Origin of the sequence: Bacillus sp. AF23, from assembly GCF_020861455.1 — a bacterium.
GTDB classification, from domain to species: domain Bacteria; phylum Bacillota; class Bacilli; order Bacillales; family Bacillaceae; genus Bacillus; species Bacillus halotolerans.
This window is the reverse complement of sequence record NZ_JAJHVY010000027.1, coordinates 188,588-211,961: the sequence shown is the minus strand read 5'-3', so window position 1 is coordinate 211,961 and position 23,374 is coordinate 188,588. Positions and strand designations below refer to the sequence as shown.

Below are 23,374 nucleotides of genomic sequence, written 5' to 3'. Positions count from 1 at the left end.
TTGGATAGACTGCCTAGAATACCTTTAGCAGATATCATTGACCGTTTTGTTGACTGGATTACGATAACGTTCGGCGGGTTCCTCGACGGAATCGCAAATGGCTTGGCCGTTTTTGTAAACGGGATTGTAAGCGGGCTTGGATTTATTCCTTCTATTTTGTTAACGATTATTTTCGCAGCTCTTGCATGGTGGATCAGTACGAGAGGAATTGCGCTGTTCACTTTAATTGGGTTTCTCGTAATTGATTATTTAGGATATTGGGACCCAATGCTGCAAACGTTAGCGCTGGTTGTCACATCCGTCATTATTTCGATTGTGGTCGGTGTGCCGATCGGAATTTGGGCTTCGCAGAAAGAAACGGTTCGCCGTATCGTAACGCCTATCCTTGATTTAATGCAGACAATGCCTGCTTTCGTATATCTTTTGCCGGCAATTTTCTTCTTTAATATCGGTGTTGTGCCGGGTGTCGTTGCGTCTGTTATCTTCGCAATGCCGCCGACAATCCGTATGACGGTTCTCGGTATTAAACAAGTGCCTGCGGATCTGATTGAAGCAACTGAAGCGTTTGGTTCTACAACAGCTCAGCGTTTGTTTAAAGTTCAGCTTCCGCTTGCAACAAAAACCATTCTTGCCGGGATCAACCAAAGTATCATGCTTGCATTATCAATGGTTGTTATCGCAGCAATGGTCGGTGCGCCGGGATTAGGTTCAGAAGTATACAGCGCCGTTACACAGCTGAAAACAGGGGTCGGTGTAGAAGCAGGTATTGCTATCGTTATCGTTGCGATTACGCTCGACCGTATTACACAAAATATTAAAGTGAAGAAGAAAAGCAGGGGGAATGCCTGATGTTTAAAAAAATCATCGGTATCGGTGTTTCCGCCATGCTGGCACTCTCACTTGCGGCTTGCGGACAAGAAAACGACGAAAATGCGTCCGCGGCTGAACAGGTGAATAAGACGATCATCGGGATTGACCCCGGTTCAGGTATTATGAGCCTGACTGATCAAGCGTTGAAGGATTATAACCTGGACGACTGGACACTGATTTCATCGTCAAGCGCTGCTATGACTGCTACGCTCAAAAAGTCATACGACCGTAAGAAACCAATTATTATCACAGGATGGACACCGCATTGGATGTTCTCCAGATATAAATTAAAATATCTCGATGATCCGAAAAAAACTTACGGCAGTGCTGAGGAGATTCATACGATCACCAGAAAAGGCTTCAGCAAAGAACAGCCGAATGCCGTTAAGCTTCTGAGCCAGTTTAAATGGACGCAAGACGACATGGGTGAAGTGATGATCAAGGTGGAAGAAGGCGAGAAACCTTCCAAAGCCGCTGCTGAGTATGTGAAGAAGCATAAGGATCAAATCGCGGAGTGGACCAAAGGCGTGCAAAAGGTCAAGGGAGACAAAATCAACCTTGCCTATGTGGCGTGGGACAGTGAGATTGCAAGTACAAACGTTATGGGCAAAGTCTTAGAAGACTTGGGCTATGACGTGAAACTCACTCAGGTAGAAGCTGGTCCGATGTGGACGGCGATTGCGACGGGAAGCGCGGACGCATCCCTTTCCGCATGGCTGCCGAATACCCATAAACCATACGCTGTCAAATATAAAGGCAAATATGATGATGTAGGCGTCAGTATCACTGGCGTGAAGATGGGTCTTGTTGTGCCTCAATATATGAAAAACGTCAACTCAATTGAAGATCTAAAGAAATAATGAAGAAAGCAGCCTGTTCGCAGGCTGCTTTTTTGATTTAAGAAGCGTTGGCTGATGCGAGTGTATCGGCTTTTTGGAACGTTTTTAACACGGCGTTTGCTAAAATGTGAATCCCGGTAAACATCGCGTTTCTGTCAAAGGTCATATGCGGGTGATGGAGTCCTGGCTGAAGTCCGCAGCCGAGGCCAAGCATGGTCGTTTTAAGGTTCGGCACTTTCACAGAATAAAAATGAAAGTCTTCGCCGCCGGTTGTCACAAGCGGTTCATCGAGCTGATCAGCTCCGATAACGTCTGTGATTGCTTCAGCCATAATGCTTTCAGCTTCTTTATTTTGTGTTGCCGCCGGAAGGCTGTGTTCCTTGTGAAGTTCAATTTTCGCATCGAATGCCGCGGCAGCCGCTTCGCAGGCTCTTTCTGTTTCTGCGATCAGCGTCTCCATGGCTTCATTTGTTTGCGCCCGCAGGTCAAGGCTGAAGGTCGCTTTTCCGGGAATGATGTTGGAGCTGTCGCCGCCGGCTTGAAGCTTTGTCATTTTGACTGTGTGCGGGATTTTCGGATTAATGTGAATCAGCCCCAGCTTATGTACGAGAAATGCAGCGATTTCGATGCTGTTTTTGCCAAGATGCGGCCGTGCGCCATGAGCTTCCTCTCCGATGATTGTGCCTTCGATGTGCTGGCTTGACCCATGCAGAATGGATGGGGTGCAGCGTCCGTTTTGGGTTTCCTGAATTGGACGGACGTGGACGCCATACAAATAGTCGACGTCATCAAGCACGCCTTCCTCTATCATTTTCAGAGCGCCGCCGCCTTTTTCTTCTGCGGGCTGAAAGATAAAACGGATCGTTCCGCTCGGAAGCTGCGGCTGTTTTTTCAGCAGCATTAACGTACCTAAAGCCATTGTCATATGCGAATCATGCCCGCAGGAATGATTGGCGCGAAATGTGCCGTTGACCTCCTGCCATAATGCATCAATGTCAGCGCGGACAGCTACAACAGGCGAACCCGAACCTATTTCGCCGACAACTCCGGTACAATCTGAAAACGTGCGCGTGCGGCACTCTGCATCTTCGAGTTTTTGTTTAAGAAATTCAGTTGTCTCATATTCTTTCCAGCTGACTTCAGGGTTGGCGTGAAGATGTTCAAAGATGTGCATTACGGTTTGTTTCATTTCTTCTGAGAGTTTTTGCATGGGAAGAAAAACCTCCTTCATTCCTTTTTTTTATATTGAAACAGGTAGATAGGCTGTTTATAATATAGCACATATTTATATTTTTCAGAATAATAGATATTTTCTAAAAAGAGGGGATGGATCGAAATATGAGTATGCCAGCAGCCGAAACACAGCCAAAGAAGAAACGCACCGCCTTTAACATGCCTGACGCCTATGTCCTCTTATTTATCATCGCTTTCATTTGCGCCGTTGCTTCGTATATTGTGCCGGCGGGAGAATTTGACCGTGTGACGAAAGGGGAGGTTACCACTGCGGTGCCGGGAAGCTACCATTCAATTGAACAGTCTCCGGTCAGCCTGATCAGCTTTTTCACTTCTCTTCAGGATGGAATGGTGGGATCAGCGCCTATTATTTTTCTGATTTTATTCACAGGCGGCACGATCGCTATTTTAGAAAAAACAGGTGCCATTAACGGACTGATTTACAATGTCATCAGCAAGTTCCGCACAAAGCAATTATTATTTATTTGTATTGTCGGTGCGTTGTTTTCTATTCTTGGAACGACTGGAATTGTCGTGAATTCAGTGATCGGATTCATCCCCATCGGCCTTATTGTCGCACGCTCCTTAAAATGGGATGCGGTCGCGGGTGCGGCTGTTATTTATATTGGCTGCTATGCCGGGTTTAACTCTACCATTTTATCACCGTCCCCGCTTGGCTTATCGCAATCGATTGCGGAGCTGCCTCTGTTTTCGGGGATCGGCCTTCGTGTGGTCATATACTTATGCTTTTTGGTGTCTTCTATCATTTATATCTATTGGTATACAAGAAAATTAAAGAAATCAAAGGATGCCAGTGTGTTAGGCACAAACTGGTTCCCGGCGGCAGGATTGAGCGATGCGAATCAAGAAGAAGATAAGTCTGTGCCGTTTACCGTTCGCCATAAGCTGATTTTGGGAGTGGCGGGTTTGTCGCTGATCGGATTTTTGTACGGCGCATTGAAGCTCGGCTGGTCAGATTCCCAAATGGCTGCGACGTTTATTTTTATTTCTGTCCTTGCCGGATTCATTGGAGGGCTTGCGGCAAACGATATTGCCAAAACTTTTATTACCGGCTGTCAGAGCCTTGTATACGGTGCGCTGATTGTCGGGATGGCGCGGAGCATTTCTGTCATTCTTGAAAATGGGAAGCTGCTGGATACAGTCGTCAATGCTTTGGCTTCGGTTTTGGACGGGTTCAGTCCGATGGCCGGCGCAATCGGCATGTATATCGCCAGCGCCCTGCTTCATTTTCTCATCTCTTCAGGATCGGGCGAAGCGGTTGTGTTCATTCCGATTCTGGCGCCGCTCGCTGATTTGATGGGCATCACGAGACAGGTCGCGGTGGAAGCGGTTATGCTTGGAGAAGGGGTCGTCAACTGTGTGAACCCGACGTCCGGCGTTTTGATGGCAGTGCTTGCCGCCAGCGGAATTCCGTACGTCAAGTGGCTTCGGTTTATGCTGCCGCTCGCTCTGATTTGGTTCTTAATCGGGCTTGTGTTTATTTGTATCGGTGTCCTGATCAATTGGGGGCCGTTTTAAACATTGCTGCCCGCCGGCTTGTACGGCGGGCTTTTCATTTATTCGTTGCAGAAGCGCAGGCTGTTATTGTAACATGTAAGCCATAAGCCATTCGTAAAAGTGCGGGAGGAAGGTCATGAATAATCTGCATAACAGACTTTCAGGCGTGAATGGGAAAAATAAGAGAGTAAAAGAAAAAGAACAAAAGATCTGGTCGGATATCGGCAAGTTAGCCGGGGCGTTTGCGCTCCTGGATGTGATCATCCGCGGCATTATGTTTGAATTTCCGTTTAAAGAATGGGTCTCGAGCCTTGTGTTTTTGTTCATTATCATCTTATATTACTGCATCAGGGCATCAGCTTCTGGAATGCTGATGCCGAGAATAGACACCGAGGAAGAACTGCATAAACGGGTGAAGCAGCAGTTCATAGAATCAATAGCTGTCGCCTTTGCGGTAGTGGTGCTTACGATGTATGACAGGGGAGTTCCCCATACATTCTTCGCTTGGCTGAAAATGATTCTCCTATTTATCGTCTGCGGCGGCGTTCTGTTTCTGCTTCGATTCGGAATCGTGAAGCTGTCTTACAGAAGAACGGTAAAAAAGGAGTTCAAGAAGAAATCATCATAGAGATGGTTTCTTTTTTGTTCATAAATCAGACAATATCGCCACTTGCTGTTTAAGAATGTAAAATGGCTCGAGATGTCTGTTTGGGAAATGACTCTATCAAGTTGTTTTGATAGAGAGAGTATGATAGTTTAAAATGTAAGCGTTAACAAATTTCTCCAGTCTTCACATGCGTCTGAAAGGAGGAAGTGGAAGGATTGAGTAAGAGGGATTTCTGACTCCGCAGTAAGTCTTCAGAAATGAAAAATGAAATAAGGAGTGTCCAGAATGTCTAAAAAACGATTAAATACCTCTTTACTGCCGTTATTCGCTGGATTATTATTGCTGTTTCATTTGATTCTGGCAGGGCCGGTGGCTGTAAATGCAGAGACCGCGAACCAATCAAATGAATATACAGCGCCATCAATAAAGAGCGGGACCATTCTTCATGCTTGGAATTGGTCGTTTAACACCTTGAAAAATAATATGAAGGATATCCATGATGCAGGATATACTGCCATTCAGACGTCTCCTATTAATCAAGTAAAGGAAGGAAATAATGGAGATAAAAGCATGAGGAACTGGTATTGGCTTTACCAGCCGACCTCTTACCAGATTGGCAACAGGTACTTGGGTTCCGAGGAAGAGTTTAAAGAAATGTGTGCGACGGCTGAAGAATATGGCGTGAAGGTTATTGTCGATGCCGTCATCAATCACACAACCAGTGACTATACTGCGATTTCAAATGAAATTAAAAGTATTTCAAATTGGACGCATGGAAACACACAAATTAAAAATTGGTCCGATCGAAGGGATGTCACGCAGAATTCATTGCTGGGGCTTTATGATTGGAATACGCAGAATACACAAGTACAGTCATATCTGAAACATTTTCTGGAAAGGGCATTGGATGACGGTGCTGACGGATTTAGGTATGATGCGGCCAAACATATAGAGCTTCCGGATGACGGTGATTTTGGCAGTCATTTTTGGCCGAATATCACAGATACTTCTGCAGAATTCCAATATGGAGAAATATTACAAGACAGTGCTTCCCGAGATGCTGCATATGCGAATTATATGAATGTTACAGCATCAAACTATGGGCATTCCATAAGGTCTGCTTTAAAGAATCGCAATTTTAGCGCATCGAACATCTCCAATTATGCATCTCATGTATCTGCGGACGATTTGGTCACATGGGTGGAATCGCATGATACGTATGCCAATGATGATGAAGAATCTACATGGATGAGCGATGATGATATTCGTTTAGGCTGGGCGATTATTGCTTCTCGTTCAGGAAGTACACCCTTGTTTTTCTCCAGACCTGAGGGCGGCGGAAATGGTGTAAGATTCCCTGGGAAAAGTCAATTAGGTGATCGCGGGAGTGCTTTATTTAAAGATCAAACCATCGCTGCAGTCAATACATTTCATAATGCCATGGCCGGACAGCCTGAGAAACTCTCTAACCCGGATGGAAACAATCAGATATTCATGAATCAGCGCGGCCCTGAAGGTGCTGTTTTGGCAAATGCATCTTCATCACCAGTTTCCATTCATACTTCAACGGAATTACCTGATGGCAGCTACGATAATAAAGCCGGGGATGGTTCGTTTAAAGTAACAGATGGCAAACTGACAGGTACAATCAGCGGCAGAGGTGTGGTTGTGCTTTATGCGGAAGATACCGCAAATGTACCTAATGTCTTCCTCGAGAATTATCAAACAGGTGTAACCCATTCTTTCTATGATGATCAGCTAACGGTAACTCTGCGTGCCGACGCTCATACCGCAAAAGCTGTCTATCAAATAAATCATGGTGAGAAGACACAGTTTCAGGATGGAGATCAATTAACGATCGGAAAAGGGGAACCGTTTAATACAACATACAAGATCACTTTAAAAGGAACGAACAGTAATGGAGCATCTGGGACAAAAGAATACACTTTTGTAAAAACAGACCCATCTTCTGAGAAAAGAATAGGCTATCAAAACCAAAATAATTGGGGTCAAGTTAATGCATATGTATACAAGGAGAATGGGGGGCAGGCAATAGAATTGACCGGATCTTGGCCGGGAAAAGCAATGAGTAAGAATGCAGACGGCATTTACACTCTGACGTTATCGGCGGATACTGATACAAAAAACGCCAAAGTGATTTTTAACAACGGCAGCGCCCAAGTACCTGGCCAGAATCAACCTGGTTTTGATTACGTGCAAAATGGTTTATATAATGACTCTGGCTTAAATGGTTCTTTGCCCCATTTAGTCCGGACATTTCGTTAACAACAATACCCTAAAGTGAACAATCGCTTACTTTATCTGTTTGGAGATCACCATGTATAGACTCCGGCAATGTCAGATCGATGCGTCACAATCATGATAAATAATGAGCATTCACATTGCCCGATACAATGCTTTTTGAGGAATGCAGCGAAAGAAACTAACAAACATTCCTTCTTTGTCTTGCGATTCTCATGCTGAAAATCACCCAAGAAAACGGTAAGAAACTATCATAGATAGTTTCTTTTTTTGTTCATAAATCAGACAAATCTTTTCTCTTGCAAAAGTTTGTGAAATGTTGCACAATATAAATGTGAAATACTTCACAAACAAACATCGAAGAAAAACAAACACTGGAGGATGAGGATAAATGATGAATGAACGTGTAAATAAAGTAGCTTTAATCGGAGCGGGTTTTGTTGGAAGCAGTTATGCATTTGCGTTAATTAACCAAGGGATCACAGATGAACTTGTGGTCATTGATTTAAATAAAGAAAAAGCAATGGGCGATGTAATGGATTTAAATCACGGAAAGGCGTTTGCGCCGCATCCGGTCAAAACATCTTTCGGAACATATGAAGACTGCAAGGATGCTGATATTGTCTGCATCTGCGCCGGCGCAAACCAAAAGCCTGGTGAGACACGCCTTGAATTAGTAGAAAAGAACTTAAAGATCTTCAAAGGAATCGTCAGTGAAGTCATGGCGAGCGGATTTGACGGCATTTTCTTAATCGCGACAAATCCGGTTGATATTCTGACTTATGCAACATGGAAATTCAGCGGTCTGCCAAAAGAGCGAGTGATCGGAAGCGGCACAACACTTGATTCTGCGAGATTCCGTTACATGCTGAGCGAATACTTCGGTGCAGCGGCACACAACGTGCACGCTCATATTATCGGCGAACACGGCGATACTGAGCTTCCTGTCTGGAGCCACGCGAATATCGGCGGAGTGCCGGTCAGTGAACTGGTTGAGAAAAACGAAGCATACAAACAAGAAGAGCTTGAACAGATCGTGGATGACGTGAAAAACGCCGCTTATCATATCATTGAGAAAAAAGGCGCGACATATTACGGGGTAGCCATGAGCCTTGCGCGAATCACTAAAGCGATTCTTCATAATGAAAATAGCATTTTAACAGTCAGCACATATTTGGACGGACAATACGGAGCAGATGACGTGTACATCGGAGTGCCGGCTGTCGTCAACCGCGGCGGAGTCGCTGGCATCACTGAGCTGAACTTAAATGAGAAAGAAAAAGAGCAGTTTAACCACAGCGCCAACGTGCTCAAAAACATTTTGAAACCGCATTTTGCAGAACAAAACGTCAACTAGAACGCAACTATAGAGTAAAGGGCTGATTGTCAATGTGGGAGCAGTTGTATGATCCGTTTGGAAACGAGTATGTGAGCGCACTGGTTGCGCTCACACCGATTCTCTTTTTTCTCTTAGCTTTAACCGTTTTTAAGATGAAAGGCATTCTTGCGGCATTTCTGACCCTAGCCGCCAGCTTTTTGGTTGCCGTATTGGCATTTCATATGCCGGTTGAAAAAGCCGTTTCTTCTGTTTTATTAGGCATCGGAAGCGGTTTGTGGCCGATCGGCTACATTGTCCTGATGGCAGTGTGGCTCTATAAAATCGCTGTGAAAACCGGGAAGTTTACCATTATTCGTTCCAGCATTGCCGGCATTTCGCCTGACCAAAGATTACAGCTATTATTAATCGGTTTTTGTTTTAACGCATTTTTGGAAGGCGCGGCCGGCTTTGGTGTTCCGATTGCAATTAGTGCGGCGCTGCTCGTCGAACTTGGCTTTAAACCGTTAAAGGCGGCGGCGCTCTGTTTGATTGCGAATGCTGCCTCTGGAGCCTTTGGCGCGATCGGGATACCGGTGATTACAGGCGCGCAAATTGGAGACTTGTCTTCTCTTGAGCTGTCTCGGGCATTGATCTGGACACTGCCGATGATTACTTTTCTGATTCCGTTTTTACTCGTGTTCTTATTAGACCGGATGAAGGGAATCAAACAAACCTGGCCTGCCTTGTTGGTTGTCAGCGGTATATATACAGCGGTTCAGACGCTGACAATGGCTGTGCTCGGACCGGAATTAGCTAACATTTTGGCGGCGCTGTTCAGTATGGGCGGGCTTGCGCTCTTCCTGCGCAAGTGGCAGCCGAAAGAGATTTACCGTGAGCAGGGAGCTGAAGAAACCGGTGAAAAAAAGAGATACAGCGCCGCAGACATTGCCAAGGCGTGGTCTCCTTTCTACATTTTAACTGCGGCGATCACCATCTGGAGCCTTCCTGCATTCAAAGCGCTTTTCCAAGAAGGCGGGCTCTTCTATCAGACAACGCTTTTGCTCAAGATGCCTTTTCTGCATCAGCAAATTATGAAAATGCCGCCAATTGCCCCATCTGCCATGCCGCTTGATGCGATTTTTAAAGTCGATTTGTTATCGGCGACAGGTACAGCGATTTTAGCCGCAGTCATCGTTACAGGACTGTTCAGCAAAAATTTCTCTTATCGGGATGGCTTCAGTTGCTTGAAGGAGACAGGGAAAGAACTGTGGATGCCGATTGTCACGATCTGCTTTGTGATGGCGTTTGCCAATCTGGCCAACTTCGCGGGGCTCAGCTCTTCCATCGGGCTGGCACTGGCGAAAACAGGTGATTTGTTCCCGTTTGTCAGTCCTGTGCTCGGCTGGATCGGCGTGTTCATTACTGGCTCAGTTGTCAGCAATAACGCTCTGTTCGGGCATTTGCAGGTTGTCACCGGAGCACAGATCGGTGCCGGTTCTGATTTGCTGTTAGCCGCAAATACGGCGGGCGGGGTGATGGCGAAGCTCGTTTCTCCGCAATCTATCGCCATTGCCGCTGCCGCGGTCGGCCAGACAGGGAAGGAATCAAAGCTGTTTAAACGGACAGTGATGTACAGTCTGATTCTGCTATTGATCATCTGCATATGGACGTTTATTCTTGCAAGATTAGGTGTTTAATAGAAAAAAGCAGTACACTCGAGGTGTACTGCTTTTTGTATTAATTTGCTTTCTTCGTCATTTCCTCAGTTGTTTTGACTCTTGTTTTTCCCATAAACAAAACGGTGATCGCCGCGAGAACAATTGGAATCAAAGCAAGTAAAAAGACATATGTGATGCTTGATGACATGGCGTCGATGATCCGGTTCAGAATCGCATCAGGGATCTGTGATCGTGTGCCGGCTTGGAAAATCGCCTGTGGATCACCGATATTCTGCGGAGCGCCTGAGCCGGCGGAGCCTTTTATCCCGCTGAAGGCATCGCTGAGCTGGTTTGTGAATACGTTCGTCTGAACCGTGCCGAAAATCGTGACGCCGAGCGTCATGCCGAATGATCGTAAAAATGAATTCGTGGAGTTGGCCGTTCCCCGAAAACGAGGTTCAAGATCATTCATGGATGCTGCCGGGAGAAGCGAGAAGTTAAAGCCTACGCCGAAGCCTGAAATCATCATAAAGACAGTCAGCCATACGCGCGCTGTGTCCGGCGTCATATTGGAAAGCAGCAGCATGCCGATAAAGAAAGATATGACAGAAATCAGCATCAGATTGCGGAAGCTTGCCTTCGTTTGGAAGATTCCGCCGATCATACTTCCGATCACTGATCCGATCATCATCGGTGTCAGAATGAAGCCTGCGCTTGTCGCTGAGCTGCCGTATACCGCCTGTACGAAAATCGGAATAAACACTGCTAAAATAATGAATGTTCCGCCATAAAGAAAAGCGAGAATCTGCGCTGTGGCAAACAAGCGGTTCTTAAACATCCAGAAGGAGATAATCGGTTCTTCCGCTTTTCTCTCCACAATAAAAAAGGCAATAAAGAAAACAGCGAAAATGATAAACAGGCCAATGATTTGAATCGAATTCCAGTCGTATGTTTTGCCGCCGAGCTCAAGCGCGAACATCAGGCACACAATGGATACGACTAAAGTAATCGCGCCGCCCCAATCAATTTTCTGCTTTTTATGCTCCAGCGATTCTTTGTAATAGCGAATGATGAAAAACAATGACAGTGCGCCGATAGGGACGTTGATGTAAAACACCCAGTGCCAGCTGATAGAGTCTGTGATAATAGCGCCTAACAGCGGGCCGAGAACACTTGATAATCCAAATACAGCGCCGAACATGCCTGACATTTTTCCGCGTTTTTCCGGCGGAAACAAATCAAAGATAATCGTGAAGGCAATCGGCAGGAGCGCTCCGCCCCCAATCCCCTGAATGGCCCGGTAGATGATCAGCTGGTTCATTGTTTGTGCGATTCCGCATAATGCCGACCCGATTAAGAAAAAGATAAGTCCAAACAGGAAAAAACGTTTTCGGCCGTACATGTCGGAAAGCTTGCCGTAAATCGGCATTCCAGCCATCACCGCTACCATGTAGGATGCAGTTACCCATGCAAATTTATCAAAGCTTCCAAGATCAGCCACGATGCTGCCCATCGCTGTGGCAACAATTGTATTGTCCATTGCCGACATTAAAATGCCCAGCAAAAGACCGAGAACCACAAATTTAGTGGAAGGATTTTTTGCGGCTGTTGTATCCATTTATTCTACCTCCTCTACCTTTTCTAAGTAAGGTTTGATATCATGATAATAGTTTGATTATTAATTATCTCGATTATCAAGATAAATTTGATTTTATAGGGAGGACTGTCAGTTGTCAACAAGAGATTCCAGAAGTGAGTTGGAAAAGACTTCCGTTAAGCTTTTTCGGAAATTGGGCACAAGAACGGTTCTGTTTCATCAGGCAGCCGCTCAGGCTCTCGGTCTGTTTCCCACCGATTTGAAATCAGCTGACATCTTAAATGAAGCGGGGCCAATGACGGCCGGTGAACTGGGGAAAAAGACGGGACTCAGCACGGGTTCCGTTACGGCGCTTGTTGACCGCCTCGAAAAAGCGGGGTATGTGACGCGCGAAAAGGATCCGAACGACCGCAGAAGAGTGATTATCGTGCCTTTAACCGCTTCTAAACAGCATGTGAAGGATTTGTTCCGTTCACTGTCAGAGTCGACGATGGATCTGTGCCGCGAGTATACGGAGGAGGAATTGGAACTGATTTTCGGTTTTATCGGCAAAGCCTCCGATATTATAGAGGAAGAGCTTGACCGCTTGAAACAATAGGTGATTTTTGTGCATAGCTTGGCCCGTTCCCGAATAAATTGTACAAGTTGAGTAAGAGAGGGGAGTACGGGCCGGTGAACATTTTTTTGAGTTATATTGTGCTGGGGCTGTCCTTGTCTGCGCCTGTGGGACCTGTCAATGCGGCGCAAATCGATAAAGGCATTAAAAACGGGTTTTGGCATGCGTGGATTTTTGGTTTAGGCGCCATGACAGCTGACGGACTGTACATGCTTTTCATCTATTTCGGTCTGTCACAGTTTTTGACCGCTCCGTTTGTGAAAACGTTTTTGTGGCTCTTTGGCTTTTTTGTACTGACCTATACCGGTATTGAAACGCTGAAGAATATCAGGGAAGCGATAGACGTACGCAGCTCGAAGGGGAAGCCGTCCTACAGAAAAACATTTGCCTCGGGTTTTCTCATCTCATTGTCAAATCCATTGAGTATCCTCTTTTGGCTTGGGATTTACGGGAGTATTCTTGCAAAAACGGCGGAGGCTTACAATATGAGTCAGCTTCTCATCTATAGTTCCGGCATTATGATTGGCATTTTAATCTGGGATTTTTGCATGGCGATCGCAGCCAGTACATTCAGGAACCTGCTTCACGAAAAGCTGTTGCGGGGATTCACCGCGATTGCTGGCATATCCTTGCTTGTATTCGGTTTTTACTTCGGTTATCAAGGCATTAAAGAGTTATTGGGCTGATTCAAAAAGGACAGTCACCTGCCGCCTTCCGTTTTAATATAGTATCCAGATGATACTGGAGGTGGATCAATGGTGAAAGGGATTTACACCAAAAGTTTTCTGGAACGGAATCAAGCTGAGTTCCCGGAATGGCAAAAAATCGCTTTTGAGCTATTAGCAGAAACTTTGGCGGATGACGCGGATACGTTCCCGTGTATTCCCGGCCGTCAGGCATTTCTGACTGATCAGCTTCGCATTGCCTTTGCAGGAGATCCCAGGGAAAACGGTACGGTGGAGGAACTGGCGCCGCTGCTTGCGGAGTATGGGAATATCTCGCGAGACTCCGGGAAGTATACGTCATTGGTTGTGTTATTTGATACACCGGAGGATTTGGCTGAGCATTATTCCATTGAAGCATATGAAGAGCTGTTTTGGCGCTTTTTAAATAGACTGAGCGAACAAGATGAAAAAGAGTGGCCGGCAGATATTCCGGCCGATCCAGAGCATTATAAATGGGAGTTTTGTTTTGACGGCGAGCCGTATTTTATTCTGTGTGCAACGCCGGCTCATGATGCGAGGAGAAGCCGAAGCTTTCCTTATTTTATGATCACGTTCCAGCCAAGATGGGTGTTTGAAGATCTAAATGGTTCAACCGCATCTGGCCGAAACATGAGCAGGCTGATCCGATCCCGTTTACAGGCTTATGATCAAGCTCCGATTCATCCGCATTTAGGCTGGTACGGAGGAAAGGATAACCGGGAATGGAAACAGTATTTTCTCCGGGATGATGAAAAACAGGTATCAAAATGCCCGTTTTCATATTTAAAGAACATGTTTAACAAAATGAAATAGTTCACGAGCTGGCAGGGCGGTCTTTATGTCCCTGCTTTTTTTGATAGATCAAGGTGACAACGGCAATGACAGCTAGAAATCCCAAGCTGACAAAAAATCCGGGTCGGCTTGATTTTTCAAACAGCGTGCCGGACACAGCCGCCGCGATCAGAATTGTCGCCAGATAAATTTGCGTTTTCGCCATGGCTGCCGGATCGGTCAGCTTTTTGCTGGAGAACAGGATAAACAGCCAAGTGTATAAAAGCATAAGCCCGGCCGCTGTTGTCATGTGCTCATATATATTTTTAGGCAGCACTAAAGACAGTACGATAGACACGATAAGCCCCGCAAATGTTAATCCGAGCGCGGGCCAGCATATTTTTTTGCCTTCTTTTAGAGTAAAGCATTTCGGCGCGTCGCCGTCATCGGCCATCGTACAAAGCAATGTTGTCACGGCAAAGAGTGAAGCGACAAGGGTCGAGAAGCCCGCGATAATAAAAATGCCGTTAAAAATATCAAGGATCACTTCGAGATGAAATCCTTTTAAAGACGTAATAAACGGGCTGTCCTGTTCTGTAAACTTGTGTAAAGGAACTAGTAGCAAAGCGAGCCCGATTGAAATGATATAAATAATCGCCAGCGTTGCCAGCATCAGCTTTCCTGATTTTGAGGCTTCCTCCGGCTTCTTTAAATGAACCGTCATGAGCCCCATGACTTCAATGCCGCCAAACGCGTAAAATGCATAAATCAGGCCTGTCCACAGCCCCATAGCTCCGAATGGGAAAAATTCTTTCGTCTCATTCGGAATCTGCACCTCCGGCTTTCCGCCTGATAATATGCCGCACAAAGCCAGAATGGCAATCACGATAAACATGAAGATAGCGGCTGTTTTGATAACTGCCAGCACGTTTTCTGTTTTTTCAAAAACAGAAAGTCCGGTAAAAATAATGAGAAGCCCAAGTACAGCATAGATGGAAGCAAATACCCACAGCGGCACTTGAGGAAACCAATGCTTCGTAAATAACGAAATGGCTGTCAGCTGGCTTCCGGTAATCAGCATTTCAGATGACCAGTACACCCAGCCATTGCTGAAGCCGGCCCACCTGCCGAACGCTTTTCTCGCATATGAACAGAACGAGCCCTTTTCAGGGTGTTTTGCCGAAAGTTTGGCAAGCTGTTCGAATACAAAATAAGTGCCGATCGCTCCAATTAGAAATGAAAGCAGAACGGAAAATCCGCTTTTCACAATTGCGATGCTGGAACCGAGAAAAAATCCCGTTCCGATTGTGCATCCTATCCCGATTAATGAAAGCTGCCACCAAGCCAGATTTCCTTTTTCTTGGTCTTTTTTTGCTTGACTCATTTACATTCAACCCCTTTTATCTAAGGTTAGATTGCAACCCGCGCAAGGCTTATATGCATCGGATTTTTGCCTCTTTTTACATGGAGGCGATGGTAAACGTTCATACTAATAGAAAAAGGAGCGAAGCGGATGACACAGCAATATATCGTTCAGCCGAAGAAAGGGCTCGGCCTGAAGCTGAAAAAGGGCCAGATTTTGAAGGTGGTTGATGTAGAGGGGCAGCAGGTTGCTGATTTTGTGGCGTACCACGCAAAGGATTTTTATGAGCATCTTGATCAGGGAGCGACCATTGATGCCAATCATTCCATTCATGTGAAGGTCAACGATCATATTTACTCTAATTTGTATAAACCGATGCTAACGCTCATTGAGGATACAGTCGGCAAGCATGACTTGCTTCTGCCGGCCTGCCGTCCTGACATGAACAGGCTGTTATACGGAAAACAAAAGGACGAGTTCCAGGATACGTGTTATGACAATATGAACCGGGCGCTTGAGCAGTTCGGCGTGCCGAAGCCGCATATGCATTATCCGTTTGCGATTTTTATGAATACCGTTCTGGATGAGAAGGGGAATCTGTCTGTGGAAACGCCGCTGTCAAATGCCGGGGATTACGTCAGACTCAGAGCGGAGATGGATTTGGTTGTCGCGTTTTCTTCCTGCCCGATTGAAAAAGGAAAGTGCAATGGCGACAGTGTGACGTCCATACGGGTTGAAGTCAGCTGATCTCTCTTATTCACTATGAAATAAGACCTGTGCTATAGTTAATATGGATACATAACAGTCATGATTCATTTTCATTGATTCGGGGAAATGAACAGTAAGAAACAAGCGAAAATGTACAGGAGGAATGATTGGGATGAGCATGCAGGAAAAGATTATGCGTGAATTACATGTGAAGCCCTCAATTGATCCAAAGCAAGAAATTGAGGACAGAGTCAATTTTTTAAAACAATACGTAAAGAAAACCGGCGCTAAAGGACTTGTGCTTGGCATCAGCGGCGGACAGGATTCAACACTTGCGGGAAGACTTGCTCAGCTTGCGGTGGAAAGCATTCGCGAGGAGGGCGGAGACGCTCAATTTATCGCGGTCCGTCTTCCGCACGGCACACAGCAGGATGAAGATGATGCTCAGCTCGCTCTGAAATTCATCAAGCCGGATAAATCATGGAAATTTGACATTCAATCAACAGTCAGCGCTTTTGCGGATCAATATCAGCAAGAGACAGGCGATAAGCTGACAGACTTTAATAAAGGAAACGTAAAAGCGAGAACGAGAATGATTGCTCAATATGCGATCGGCGGCCAAGAAGGCCTTCTTGTGATTGGAACAGACCATGCGGCCGAAGCCGTGACTGGTTTCTTTACGAAATACGGTGACGGAGGTGCAGATCTCCTGCCGCTGACAGGTTTAACAAAGCGTCAGGGAAGAAGCCTGCTGAAAGAGCTGGATGCACCGGAACGCTTATACTTAAAAGAACCGACTGCCGATCTGCTGGATGAAAAGCCGCAGCAGTCTGATGAAACTGAGCTTGGCATTTCCTACGATGAGATTGATGATTATCTCGAAGGAAAAGAAGTATCGGCGAAGGCGTCAGAAGCGCTGGAGAAACGCTACAGCGTGACGGAGCATAAGCGCCAGGTCCCAGCTTCTATGTTTGATGACTGGTGGAAATAATATGATAAAAGCCCACTCTTGGAGTGGGCTTTTTATTTATTGATTCATTTGCATGTATCAGGGACATGTTTTCAAAACGTCTTTTATTTGATGCGGATATGATTCAGCTTCACCATCAATCTGTCAGTGAATCTTCGCAGGCTGCCTCTCGAATCAGGATCAAGCGGCAGATTTGCTTGGACAGCGATCGTTTCTGCGACCTGCTGAATAGACATTTGGTCTGTATGGAGATGTTCTGTGAAGAGGCTATCAGACAGGCTGTTGATGCAGCGGTCGATTTGTTTTGCGGCCCAGGAGTTTTTTCCTTCCGCTCTGGTGCGCAGGCGTTTCAGCAATGTTTCCTTTGAAGCCAGCAGGGTAAAGTGGTGAATGGTCCGGCCATCCTGTCTCAGCCTGCAGATAATGTCATCGAAGTATTGATCATTCGTAATGGTCATGGGCACAATGATGATGCCCTGATATGTATCTGACAAATAGGAAAGCATGCTGTAATTGAATTCCCGCCACAGATGGTAGCTTTGAAAGTCATCTTCAGCGATATCCGGCGGTATCATCGAACGCATCGCAAATCCCATCTTTTCAGGATCATATACGTAAGACGATTTCAGCCTTCTGTGCAGTTCAAACGCTGTTTGTGTTTTTCCGGAACCGAAAGCCCCATTTATCCAAATGATCATCATGATATCCCCCTTTTTGTTTATGATACAAAAAAAGACCCTTCGATCGAAGAGTCAGCGGGAAAAAACAGACGTATATTCGCGGAGCGATTCCTTTATATGCGTAAAGGCATGTTCTCCAAAATACTCAAGAGAAACAAAACCATCATATTGTCTGTTCATCAGCTCTTTTAAAAATGCTTTTTGATCGAGATCTCCTTGAAAAATCGGAGTTGGCTCGCTCAGATACCAGTTATCAAAGTTCCAGCGGTAGTTTTTCAAATGGATATGGCTGTTCGTATGAAAGGTTTTTTCTAAAGCGGGCAGCTGGTCAATTCGGTTCACGTGCAGATTTGACCCGTCAAAAATCGTTCGGAGTCTTGGATGGCCGACATCCTTCAAAAATGTTAAAGCAGCTTCAGGTGTATCGGCATACGTATCGTAGTGAATTTCCAGACCGATATTCACCTCATAGCCGTCTGCCATTTGCGCAGCCTGCTGGAATTGTTCAACCGCACGCAGCCATTTTTCCGGTGACGTTCTGTTTGACGCCTGATTGCCGGCAAATACGCGAATAAGCGGGCTGTGAAGCTGTCTCGCCGCCCGAAGCCCTTTTCTCACTGCTTCTTTTGTCTCTTCTTCTCCTTGTGTCACAAAATCGGTGTATAAGCTGACCGCGGGCACCTTCAGTTTATGCTGCAGCAGCAGGGTATAAAGGCCGTCCAGCGGCCCGAAGTCCTGTTCATACTGTTCGATGTGGCCGTACCACAAATCAATCCCGTCAAAGGACTGCTCCTTCGCAAAGGAAATGACGTCCATTACATTTTGCTTTTTACACCCGGTTGTACAAAAGCTTATTTTCATCTCACATCCCTCCCGTCTTCTTTTTCCCTGATGAAAAACGGATAAACGCAGAGAGAGGAAGTGCGTTTAATCATTTAATGCTTTTTTGCGTCGAAGTATTAAATTATTTCTGAAAATGTTGTACAATGAATGTCATCCGGACAAGAAGGTTATTGAACGCAAAAAAGAAACGGAGCCGACTGCTCAAAAACGACGTTTCGTCATTTTACATCTTTTATTCTGCATCACGGAGGCCATTGCGTTTTCTTATGTTTTATTGTAGGAAAGCTTAATGAAATAGAGGACGCCTGAGCCGGTATCTATATAAATATTCGCAAAATCAGCATATAATGAAGATAAACTTTCATTCCTTAGGAGGATTTCGCCGAAGATGAACGCTAAACGAGCCATCCCAGTAAGAGAAAGAAATATCGTCCTGATTGGATTCATGGGTGTAGGAAAAACGACAATCGGCCAATTGGTCGCTAAGAAATTATATAGAGATTTTATCGATATTGACCAAGAAATCGAAAAGGATTTCAACATGTCGATCCCGGAGATGTTTGAAAAAAAAGGTGAGGACTTTTTCCGTAAAACAGAAAAAGAATATATCCTGAATCTATGCCACCATACAAGATTTAAAATTGTCTCACTTGGCGGAGGCTCTTTTAAACAAGAGGAAATCAGAAAGTGCTGTCTCGAACATTGTCTGGTGCTTCACCTCGATCTGTCTTGGGAGAACTGGAAGCAGCGCGCGGATTTGCTGATCGAAAGCCGTCCGGTGCTGCATAACCGGTCAATGGATGAAATGGAGCAGCTGTTTAACGAGAGAAAAGTCATCTATGACAAGCACAATTCAAAAGTGGAAACAGACAACCTTGCTCCTGAAGAGATTGCAGATTACATTGTGGAGACGTTAAAAATCGGTTGGGATCTTTATCAGCCAATGTAAAAGCCGTGCGGTATGCACGGCTTTTTTTATCGCTTCACGCCTTGGATCAATATCGCTTTTAAGCAAAAGGATTCAGTCTTTCCGTTTTGATTCAATTCGAGGCAAAAGGTGTCACGGGCTTCGTCAGACGCGTTGTTCAAATGGCTGATGATACGCTGTACCCGATCGGCGGGGGTTCCGCCTCGTTTGATCCAGCTGTTGTATTCAATCGGCAAATTCCATTTTTGGATTTCTTCATAGCCAAGCTGGTTCGCCGTAAACATTGACTGCCATTCCGATAATGAACTTTCGCGTACGTGAGAAGGATCTCTGAGCCGGTTCAAATGATTGACAAACTCATCAAGATCAGGAGCTTCAGGCGCGTAGTGATCGACCAGGAAAAACCGCCCGTTCTTTTTCAGCACGCGTGCAACTTCACTGACGGCTTGATGAACATTGGAAAAGTGGTGAGCCGCATATCGGCAGGTGATGACATCAAATGAATCGTCAGGGAAAGGAAGCTCCTCTGCCGTTCCTTTCTGAAAGTGTACATTGCCAGCGCCTTTTTCTTTCGCAAAAGATGAAGCAACGTCAACCATTTCTTGCGTCGCATCAATGCCGATGCATTCTTGGACGTAAGGGGCAAAAGCCAGCGCTGTATGGCCCGCTCCCGCTCCGACATCAAGCACTCGCTGCTCTGCACGGCATTCCGCAGTTTTGATCAGCATCGCTAAATCTTCACCCTCAGCAAATACCTTCTCATCACGGTACATCTCAGCATTTTTCGAAAACGGAGTTTCATTTGGCAAGTGAACCAGCTCCTTCATTTTTGGTGGTGATATGGATTATGTTAGCAATGTCTGTTATGATTCGTCCAAGATATAAAAATGATGAATTCGATAGTTTCAACCTATGGAGGCTGAAATGGATATTAAAGTGATGGAATATGCTGCGGAAATTGCCCGCCGACAGAGCTTTACAAAAGCGGCGAAGCACCTTCATATCGCCCAGCCTTCTCTCAGCCAGCAAATCAAAAAGCTTGAGATGGAACTTGGGCTTACTCTTTTTCACAGGTCACACGGCTCTGTTACGCTGACACCGCACGGCCGCCGTTTTATTGAAAAGGCTGAGGACATCATTCGATCAAGGGATGACTTGCTGCGGGAGATGCAGGAGCGTTCTCAAGGACTGGGACACAAGCTTTCGATCGGGATTCCGGCTGTAACAGGGAGATATATTTTTCCTCCGCTGCTGAAGCAGTTTTTGGCGCGTTATCCCCGTGTGGAGGTTCAGCTTATCGAAAAAGACCCGGCTGCCTTGGAGGAGATGACGGCAAAGGGAGAGGTTGATCTTTCTGTTTTATCCTTGCCGATCGAGGATGAGAGGCTCTCCATCGAACCCTTGCTGACGGAGCCGATCGTTCTTGCCGTACCAAAGGAAAAACAAAGGTGGATGCCGCCCGAAATGACTGCACTGATTGATAAAGCGCTGGAAAGAGAGGGGAGCCGGCCGCCGTGCGTGCCGCTTGAGATGGCAAAGCACGTTCCTTTTATTTTGCTGAAGGAGGGCTACGGTTTTCGCCGGACGGTACTTGACCTATGTGCGGAAAGCGGCTTTAAGCCACACGCGGCGTTTAAAACGAGCCACATCGAAACCGCGCAATCCCTTGTGGCAAACGGTTTGGGGGTAACACTGGCGCCAAATATGGTCAAAAGAGACAAAGACCCGGGTGTCATCTATTTATCTCTTCAATCCGCGCCTTCACGCACTCTGGTTTTTGTATTTTTAAAGAACCGCTATGTCAGTCTGACCGCTCAGGCCTTTATGGAACTGAGCCGGGAATCGGTTAAACAAACGTTTGATCAAGAAGAGTGAATATGGTGTTCAAGGATAGAAGGATATTCATCACAAGAACAAATGCACGTCGAGGGATTGAATCAGAAAACAGATGTTAAAAAATTTAGAAAATAGATTCAAAACGTGATAGTATAGAATAACTAAATCTTATTAAACAAAGGAGAATAATCGGGAATGCAACTATTCGATATGCCGTTCGACCAATTGCAAACGTATAAGCCTGACAAAACTGCCCAAAAAGATTTTTCTGAGTTTTGGAAATCCTCTTTGAATGAGCTTGCCAAAGTTCCAGCAGTTCCTGACTTACAGCCGGTTGATTATCCTGCTGATGGCGTGAAGGTATACCGCCTCACATATAAAAGTTTTGGGAATGCCAGCATTGCCGGATGGTATGCGGTGCCTGACAAAGAAGGCCCGCATCCGGCGATCGTGAAATATCACGGCTACAATGCAAGCTATGACGGAGAAATTCATGAAATGGTCAATTGGGCGCTGCACGGATACGCTGCGTTCGGCATGCTTGTCCGCGGCCAGCAGGGCAGCGAGGATACCAGTATTTCTCCGCACGGACACGCATTGGGCTGGATGACGAAAGGAATTCTTGATAAAGATACATACTACTACCGGGGAGTTTATTTGGACGCCGTCCGCGCGCTTGAGGTCATCAGCAGCTTTGATGAAGTCGACAAAACGAGAATCGGCGTGACGGGCGGAAGCCAGGGCGGAGGCTTAACCATTGCGGCCGCGGCTCTGTCAGATATTCCGAAAGCCGCTGTTGCTGATTATCCTTATTTAAGCAATTTCGATCGGGCCATCGATGTGGCGCTTGAACAGCCGTATCTCGAAATCAATTCCTTCTTCAGAAGAAATGGCAGCCCGGAAACAGAAGAGCGGGCCATGAATACACTAACGTATTTCGATATTATGAATCTGGCTGACAGGGTGAAGGTGCCTGTACTGATGTCGATCGGGCTGATTGACAAGGTTACGCCGCCTTCTACTGTGTTTGCGGCCTATAACCATCTGGAGACAGAAAAAGAGCTGAAGGTGTACCGCTACTTTGGGCATGAGTATATCCCTGCCTTTCAAACGGAAAAGCTTGCCTTCTTTAAGCAGCATCTTAAAGGCTGACAGACGTGAAGAGCCGCCGCATCATCGGGCGGTTTTTTTCTGCAAACAGCCGGAATGAGAAAAGACGGGAGACGAATATATATGAAACAAAGAATCATTGATGAACTAAAACGAATTGAGCAGGAATACAGCGTTAAAATCGTGTATGCCGTTGAATCAGGGAGCCGTGCTTGGGGATTCCCGTCGCAAGACAGCGATTATGATGTCCGCTTTATTTATGTGCCGAAAAAGGAATGGTATTTTTCAATCGAGCAGGAGCGGGATGTCATTGAAGAGCCGATCCACGATTTGCTGGATATCAGCGGCTGGGAACTGAGAAAAACGCTGCGTCTTTTCAAAAAATCAAACCCTCCGCTGCTTGAGTGGCTGTCCTCAGACATTGTGTATTACGAAGCTTTTACGACCGCAGAGCAGCTGAGAAAGCTGCGAAGCACAGCGTTTAAGCCTGAAGCCAGTGTGTATCACTATATCAATATGGCAAAAAGAAACGTCAAGGATTACCTGCAAGGGCAAGAGGTGAAAATCAAAAAGTATTTTTACGTGCTGCGGCCGATACTGGCGTGTAAGTGGATTGAAAAGCACGGAACCATTCCGCCGATGGATTTTACTGTTTTGATGAATGAATTGATTACGGAACCCGAACTGAGAGCAGAGATGGAAACCTTGCTTGAGCGCAAAAGAAAAGGTGAAGAACTGGATCTAGAAGCAAGAATTCATGTGATTCACCAATTCATTGAAACGGAGATTGAAAGGATTATGGAAGCGGCGAAAACGCTGAAAATCATCAAAAAAGATATCACTCCTGAGTTGAATCGTCTGCTTTTGAATACTGTTGAAGAAGTGTGGAGTGATGGAGGAAGCTGATGTTTACTGTCGCTTCCTCTCTCCATTTTTCGACAGG

22 protein-coding genes are annotated in these 23,374 nt (G+C 45.8%); 16 read left to right on the top strand and 6 right to left on the bottom strand.

Going from position 1 to position 23,374, the window contains the following annotated elements; translation table 11 throughout:
• Nucleotides 1-849 (top strand): glycine/proline betaine ABC transporter permease subunit OpuAB, encoded by an 849-nt coding sequence (gene opuAB, locus LNN34_RS14730; RefSeq protein ID WP_024120135.1) that lies wholly within the window; start codon nucleotides 1-3, stop codon nucleotides 847-849.
• Nucleotides 849-1,730, top strand: a complete 882-nt coding sequence (locus tag LNN34_RS14725; protein WP_024120136.1) for a glycine betaine ABC transporter substrate-binding protein — start codon at nucleotides 849-851, stop codon at nucleotides 1,728-1,730. The genes opuAB and LNN34_RS14725 overlap by 1 nt, the downstream gene beginning before the upstream one ends.
• Nucleotides 1,731-1,767: 37 nt before the next feature.
• Here the strand turns inward: LNN34_RS14725 and LNN34_RS14720 are convergent, their stop codons facing one another.
• Nucleotides 1,768-2,919 carry a M20 peptidase aminoacylase family protein gene (locus LNN34_RS14720; RefSeq protein ID WP_229043715.1) on the bottom strand — a complete coding sequence of 384 codons (1,152 nt, stop codon included), beginning with the start codon at nucleotides 2,917-2,919 and terminating at the stop codon, nucleotides 1,768-1,770.
• Nucleotides 2,920-3,047: 128 nt separating this feature from the next.
• Between LNN34_RS14720 and LNN34_RS14715 the strand changes: the two genes are divergently transcribed.
• From LNN34_RS14715 to LNN34_RS14695, 5 genes are all read left to right on the top strand, one after another.
• The gene (locus tag LNN34_RS14715; RefSeq protein WP_024120138.1) at nucleotides 3,048-4,481 is read left to right on the top strand and encodes a YfcC family protein; all 1,434 of its coding nucleotides are present in this window, start codon (nucleotides 3,048-3,050) and stop codon (nucleotides 4,479-4,481) included.
• 115 nt (nucleotides 4,482-4,596) lie between these two features.
• Complete coding sequence (locus LNN34_RS14710; protein WP_044162006.1) at nucleotides 4,597-5,088, top strand: DUF6773 family protein; 492 nt, start codon at nucleotides 4,597-4,599, stop codon at nucleotides 5,086-5,088.
• A 264-nt stretch (nucleotides 5,089-5,352) separates the two neighbouring features.
• On the top strand, nucleotides 5,353-7,353 hold the full coding sequence (amyE, locus tag LNN34_RS14705) for an alpha-amylase (protein ID WP_229043714.1): 2,001 nt from the start codon (nucleotides 5,353-5,355) through the stop codon (nucleotides 7,351-7,353).
• 367 nt (nucleotides 7,354-7,720) lie between these two features.
• A complete protein-coding gene (locus tag LNN34_RS14700; RefSeq protein ID WP_229043713.1) occupies nucleotides 7,721-8,686 on the top strand; it encodes an L-lactate dehydrogenase in 966 nt (321 codons plus the stop codon).
• 32 nt (nucleotides 8,687-8,718) lie between these two features.
• A complete protein-coding gene (locus tag LNN34_RS14695; RefSeq protein WP_229043712.1) occupies nucleotides 8,719-10,344 on the top strand; it encodes an L-lactate permease in 1,626 nt (541 codons plus the stop codon).
• A 40-nt stretch (nucleotides 10,345-10,384) separates the two neighbouring features.
• Here the strand turns inward: LNN34_RS14695 and bmr3 are convergent, their stop codons facing one another.
• The gene (gene bmr3, locus LNN34_RS14690) at nucleotides 10,385-11,923 is read right to left on the bottom strand and encodes a multidrug efflux MFS transporter Bmr3 (protein ID WP_024120143.1); all 1,539 of its coding nucleotides are present in this window, start codon (nucleotides 11,921-11,923) and stop codon (nucleotides 10,385-10,387) included.
• 112 nt (nucleotides 11,924-12,035) lie between these two features.
• Between bmr3 and LNN34_RS14685 the strand changes: the two genes are divergently transcribed.
• From LNN34_RS14685 to LNN34_RS14675, 3 genes are all read left to right on the top strand, one after another.
• A complete protein-coding gene (locus LNN34_RS14685; protein ID WP_024120144.1) occupies nucleotides 12,036-12,500 on the top strand; it encodes a MarR family transcriptional regulator in 465 nt (154 codons plus the stop codon).
• 74 nt (nucleotides 12,501-12,574) lie between these two features.
• Nucleotides 12,575-13,204 (top strand): LysE family translocator, encoded by a 630-nt coding sequence (locus tag LNN34_RS14680; protein ID WP_024120145.1) that lies wholly within the window; start codon nucleotides 12,575-12,577, stop codon nucleotides 13,202-13,204.
• 69 nt (nucleotides 13,205-13,273) lie between these two features.
• Nucleotides 13,274-14,035 (top strand): YqcI/YcgG family protein, encoded by a 762-nt coding sequence (locus LNN34_RS14675; protein ID WP_024120146.1) that lies wholly within the window; start codon nucleotides 13,274-13,276, stop codon nucleotides 14,033-14,035.
• Between the two features lies 1 nt (nucleotide 14,036).
• On the opposite strand, the gene LNN34_RS14670 is transcribed toward LNN34_RS14675, so the two are convergent.
• The gene (locus tag LNN34_RS14670; protein WP_024120147.1) at nucleotides 14,037-15,377 is read right to left on the bottom strand and encodes an amino acid permease; all 1,341 of its coding nucleotides are present in this window, start codon (nucleotides 15,375-15,377) and stop codon (nucleotides 14,037-14,039) included.
• A 129-nt stretch (nucleotides 15,378-15,506) separates the two neighbouring features.
• On the opposite strand from LNN34_RS14670, the gene LNN34_RS14665 reads away from it, so the two are divergent.
• Nucleotides 15,507-16,103: a DUF1989 domain-containing protein gene (locus LNN34_RS14665; protein ID WP_044161986.1), complete on the top strand. Its 597-nt coding sequence runs from the start codon at nucleotides 15,507-15,509 to the stop codon at nucleotides 16,101-16,103.
• 133 nt (nucleotides 16,104-16,236) lie between these two features.
• Nucleotides 16,237-17,055 carry an ammonia-dependent NAD(+) synthetase gene (gene nadE, locus LNN34_RS14660; RefSeq protein ID WP_101860186.1) on the top strand — a complete coding sequence of 273 codons (819 nt, stop codon included), beginning with the start codon at nucleotides 16,237-16,239 and terminating at the stop codon, nucleotides 17,053-17,055.
• 83 nt (nucleotides 17,056-17,138) lie between these two features.
• On the opposite strand, the gene tmrB is transcribed toward nadE, so the two are convergent.
• Together tmrB and LNN34_RS14650 are read right to left on the bottom strand one after the other, a co-directional pair.
• Complete coding sequence (tmrB, locus tag LNN34_RS14655) at nucleotides 17,139-17,732, bottom strand: tunicamycin resistance ATP-binding TmrB (RefSeq protein WP_229043749.1); 594 nt, start codon at nucleotides 17,730-17,732, stop codon at nucleotides 17,139-17,141.
• 54 nt (nucleotides 17,733-17,786) lie between these two features.
• On the bottom strand, nucleotides 17,787-18,575 hold the full coding sequence (locus LNN34_RS14650) for a sugar phosphate isomerase/epimerase family protein (RefSeq protein WP_185848313.1): 789 nt from the start codon (nucleotides 18,573-18,575) through the stop codon (nucleotides 17,787-17,789).
• Nucleotides 18,576-18,945: 370 nt separating this feature from the next.
• Here LNN34_RS14650 and LNN34_RS14645 point away from each other — a divergent pair, with 370 nt between their 5' ends.
• The gene (locus LNN34_RS14645; protein WP_024120152.1) at nucleotides 18,946-19,506 is read left to right on the top strand and encodes a shikimate kinase; all 561 of its coding nucleotides are present in this window, start codon (nucleotides 18,946-18,948) and stop codon (nucleotides 19,504-19,506) included.
• A 26-nt stretch (nucleotides 19,507-19,532) separates the two neighbouring features.
• Here the strand turns inward: LNN34_RS14645 and LNN34_RS14640 are convergent, their stop codons facing one another.
• A complete protein-coding gene (locus tag LNN34_RS14640) occupies nucleotides 19,533-20,294 on the bottom strand; it encodes a class I SAM-dependent methyltransferase (protein ID WP_229043711.1) in 762 nt (253 codons plus the stop codon).
• Nucleotides 20,295-20,409: 115 nt separating this feature from the next.
• Here LNN34_RS14640 and LNN34_RS14635 point away from each other — a divergent pair, with 115 nt between their 5' ends.
• The 3 genes from LNN34_RS14635 (at nucleotide 20,410) to LNN34_RS14625 (ending at nucleotide 23,337) form a co-directional block, all read left to right on the top strand.
• The gene (locus tag LNN34_RS14635) at nucleotides 20,410-21,360 is read left to right on the top strand and encodes a LysR family transcriptional regulator (protein ID WP_229043710.1); all 951 of its coding nucleotides are present in this window, start codon (nucleotides 20,410-20,412) and stop codon (nucleotides 21,358-21,360) included.
• A 156-nt stretch (nucleotides 21,361-21,516) separates the two neighbouring features.
• The gene (gene cah, locus LNN34_RS14630) at nucleotides 21,517-22,473 is read left to right on the top strand and encodes a cephalosporin C deacetylase (RefSeq protein WP_095714442.1); all 957 of its coding nucleotides are present in this window, start codon (nucleotides 21,517-21,519) and stop codon (nucleotides 22,471-22,473) included.
• Between the two features lie 81 nt (nucleotides 22,474-22,554).
• Nucleotides 22,555-23,337, top strand: a complete 783-nt coding sequence (locus LNN34_RS14625) for a nucleotidyltransferase domain-containing protein (RefSeq protein WP_229043709.1) — start codon at nucleotides 22,555-22,557, stop codon at nucleotides 23,335-23,337.
• Nucleotides 23,338-23,374 lie beyond the last annotated feature (37 nt).

Bases quoted from the DNA above. Each gene is read 5' to 3' on its own strand.
- LNN34_RS14725 (WP_024120136.1), top strand. From the start codon at position 849: ATGTTTAAAAAAATCATCGGTATCGGTGTTTCCGCCATGCTGGCACTC.
- LNN34_RS14720 (WP_229043715.1), bottom strand. From the start codon at position 2,919: ATGCAAAAACTCTCAGAAGAAATGAAACAAACCGTAATGCACATCTTT.
- LNN34_RS14715 (WP_024120138.1), top strand. From the start codon at position 3,048: ATGAGTATGCCAGCAGCCGAAACACAGCCAAAGAAGAAACGCACCGCC.
- LNN34_RS14710 (WP_044162006.1), top strand. From the start codon at position 4,597: ATGAATAATCTGCATAACAGACTTTCAGGCGTGAATGGGAAAAATAAG.
- amyE (WP_229043714.1), top strand. From the start codon at position 5,353: ATGTCTAAAAAACGATTAAATACCTCTTTACTGCCGTTATTCGCTGGA.
- LNN34_RS14700 (WP_229043713.1), top strand. From the start codon at position 7,721: ATGATGAATGAACGTGTAAATAAAGTAGCTTTAATCGGAGCGGGTTTT.
- LNN34_RS14695 (WP_229043712.1), top strand. From the start codon at position 8,719: ATGTGGGAGCAGTTGTATGATCCGTTTGGAAACGAGTATGTGAGCGCA.
- bmr3 (WP_024120143.1), bottom strand. From the start codon at position 11,923: ATGGATACAACAGCCGCAAAAAATCCTTCCACTAAATTTGTGGTTCTC.
- LNN34_RS14675 (WP_024120146.1), top strand. From the start codon at position 13,274: ATGGTGAAAGGGATTTACACCAAAAGTTTTCTGGAACGGAATCAAGCT.
- LNN34_RS14670 (WP_024120147.1), bottom strand. From the start codon at position 15,377: ATGAGTCAAGCAAAAAAAGACCAAGAAAAAGGAAATCTGGCTTGGTGG.
- LNN34_RS14665 (WP_044161986.1), top strand. From the start codon at position 15,507: ATGACACAGCAATATATCGTTCAGCCGAAGAAAGGGCTCGGCCTGAAG.
- nadE (WP_101860186.1), top strand. From the start codon at position 16,237: ATGAGCATGCAGGAAAAGATTATGCGTGAATTACATGTGAAGCCCTCA.
- tmrB (WP_229043749.1), bottom strand. From the start codon at position 17,732: ATGATCATTTGGATAAATGGGGCTTTCGGTTCCGGAAAAACACAAACA.
- LNN34_RS14650 (WP_185848313.1), bottom strand. From the start codon at position 18,575: ATGAAAATAAGCTTTTGTACAACCGGGTGTAAAAAGCAAAATGTAATG.
- LNN34_RS14645 (WP_024120152.1), top strand. From the start codon at position 18,946: ATGAACGCTAAACGAGCCATCCCAGTAAGAGAAAGAAATATCGTCCTG.
- LNN34_RS14635 (WP_229043710.1), top strand. From the start codon at position 20,410: ATGGATATTAAAGTGATGGAATATGCTGCGGAAATTGCCCGCCGACAG.
- cah (WP_095714442.1), top strand. From the start codon at position 21,517: ATGCAACTATTCGATATGCCGTTCGACCAATTGCAAACGTATAAGCCT.
- LNN34_RS14625 (WP_229043709.1), top strand. From the start codon at position 22,555: ATGAAACAAAGAATCATTGATGAACTAAAACGAATTGAGCAGGAATAC.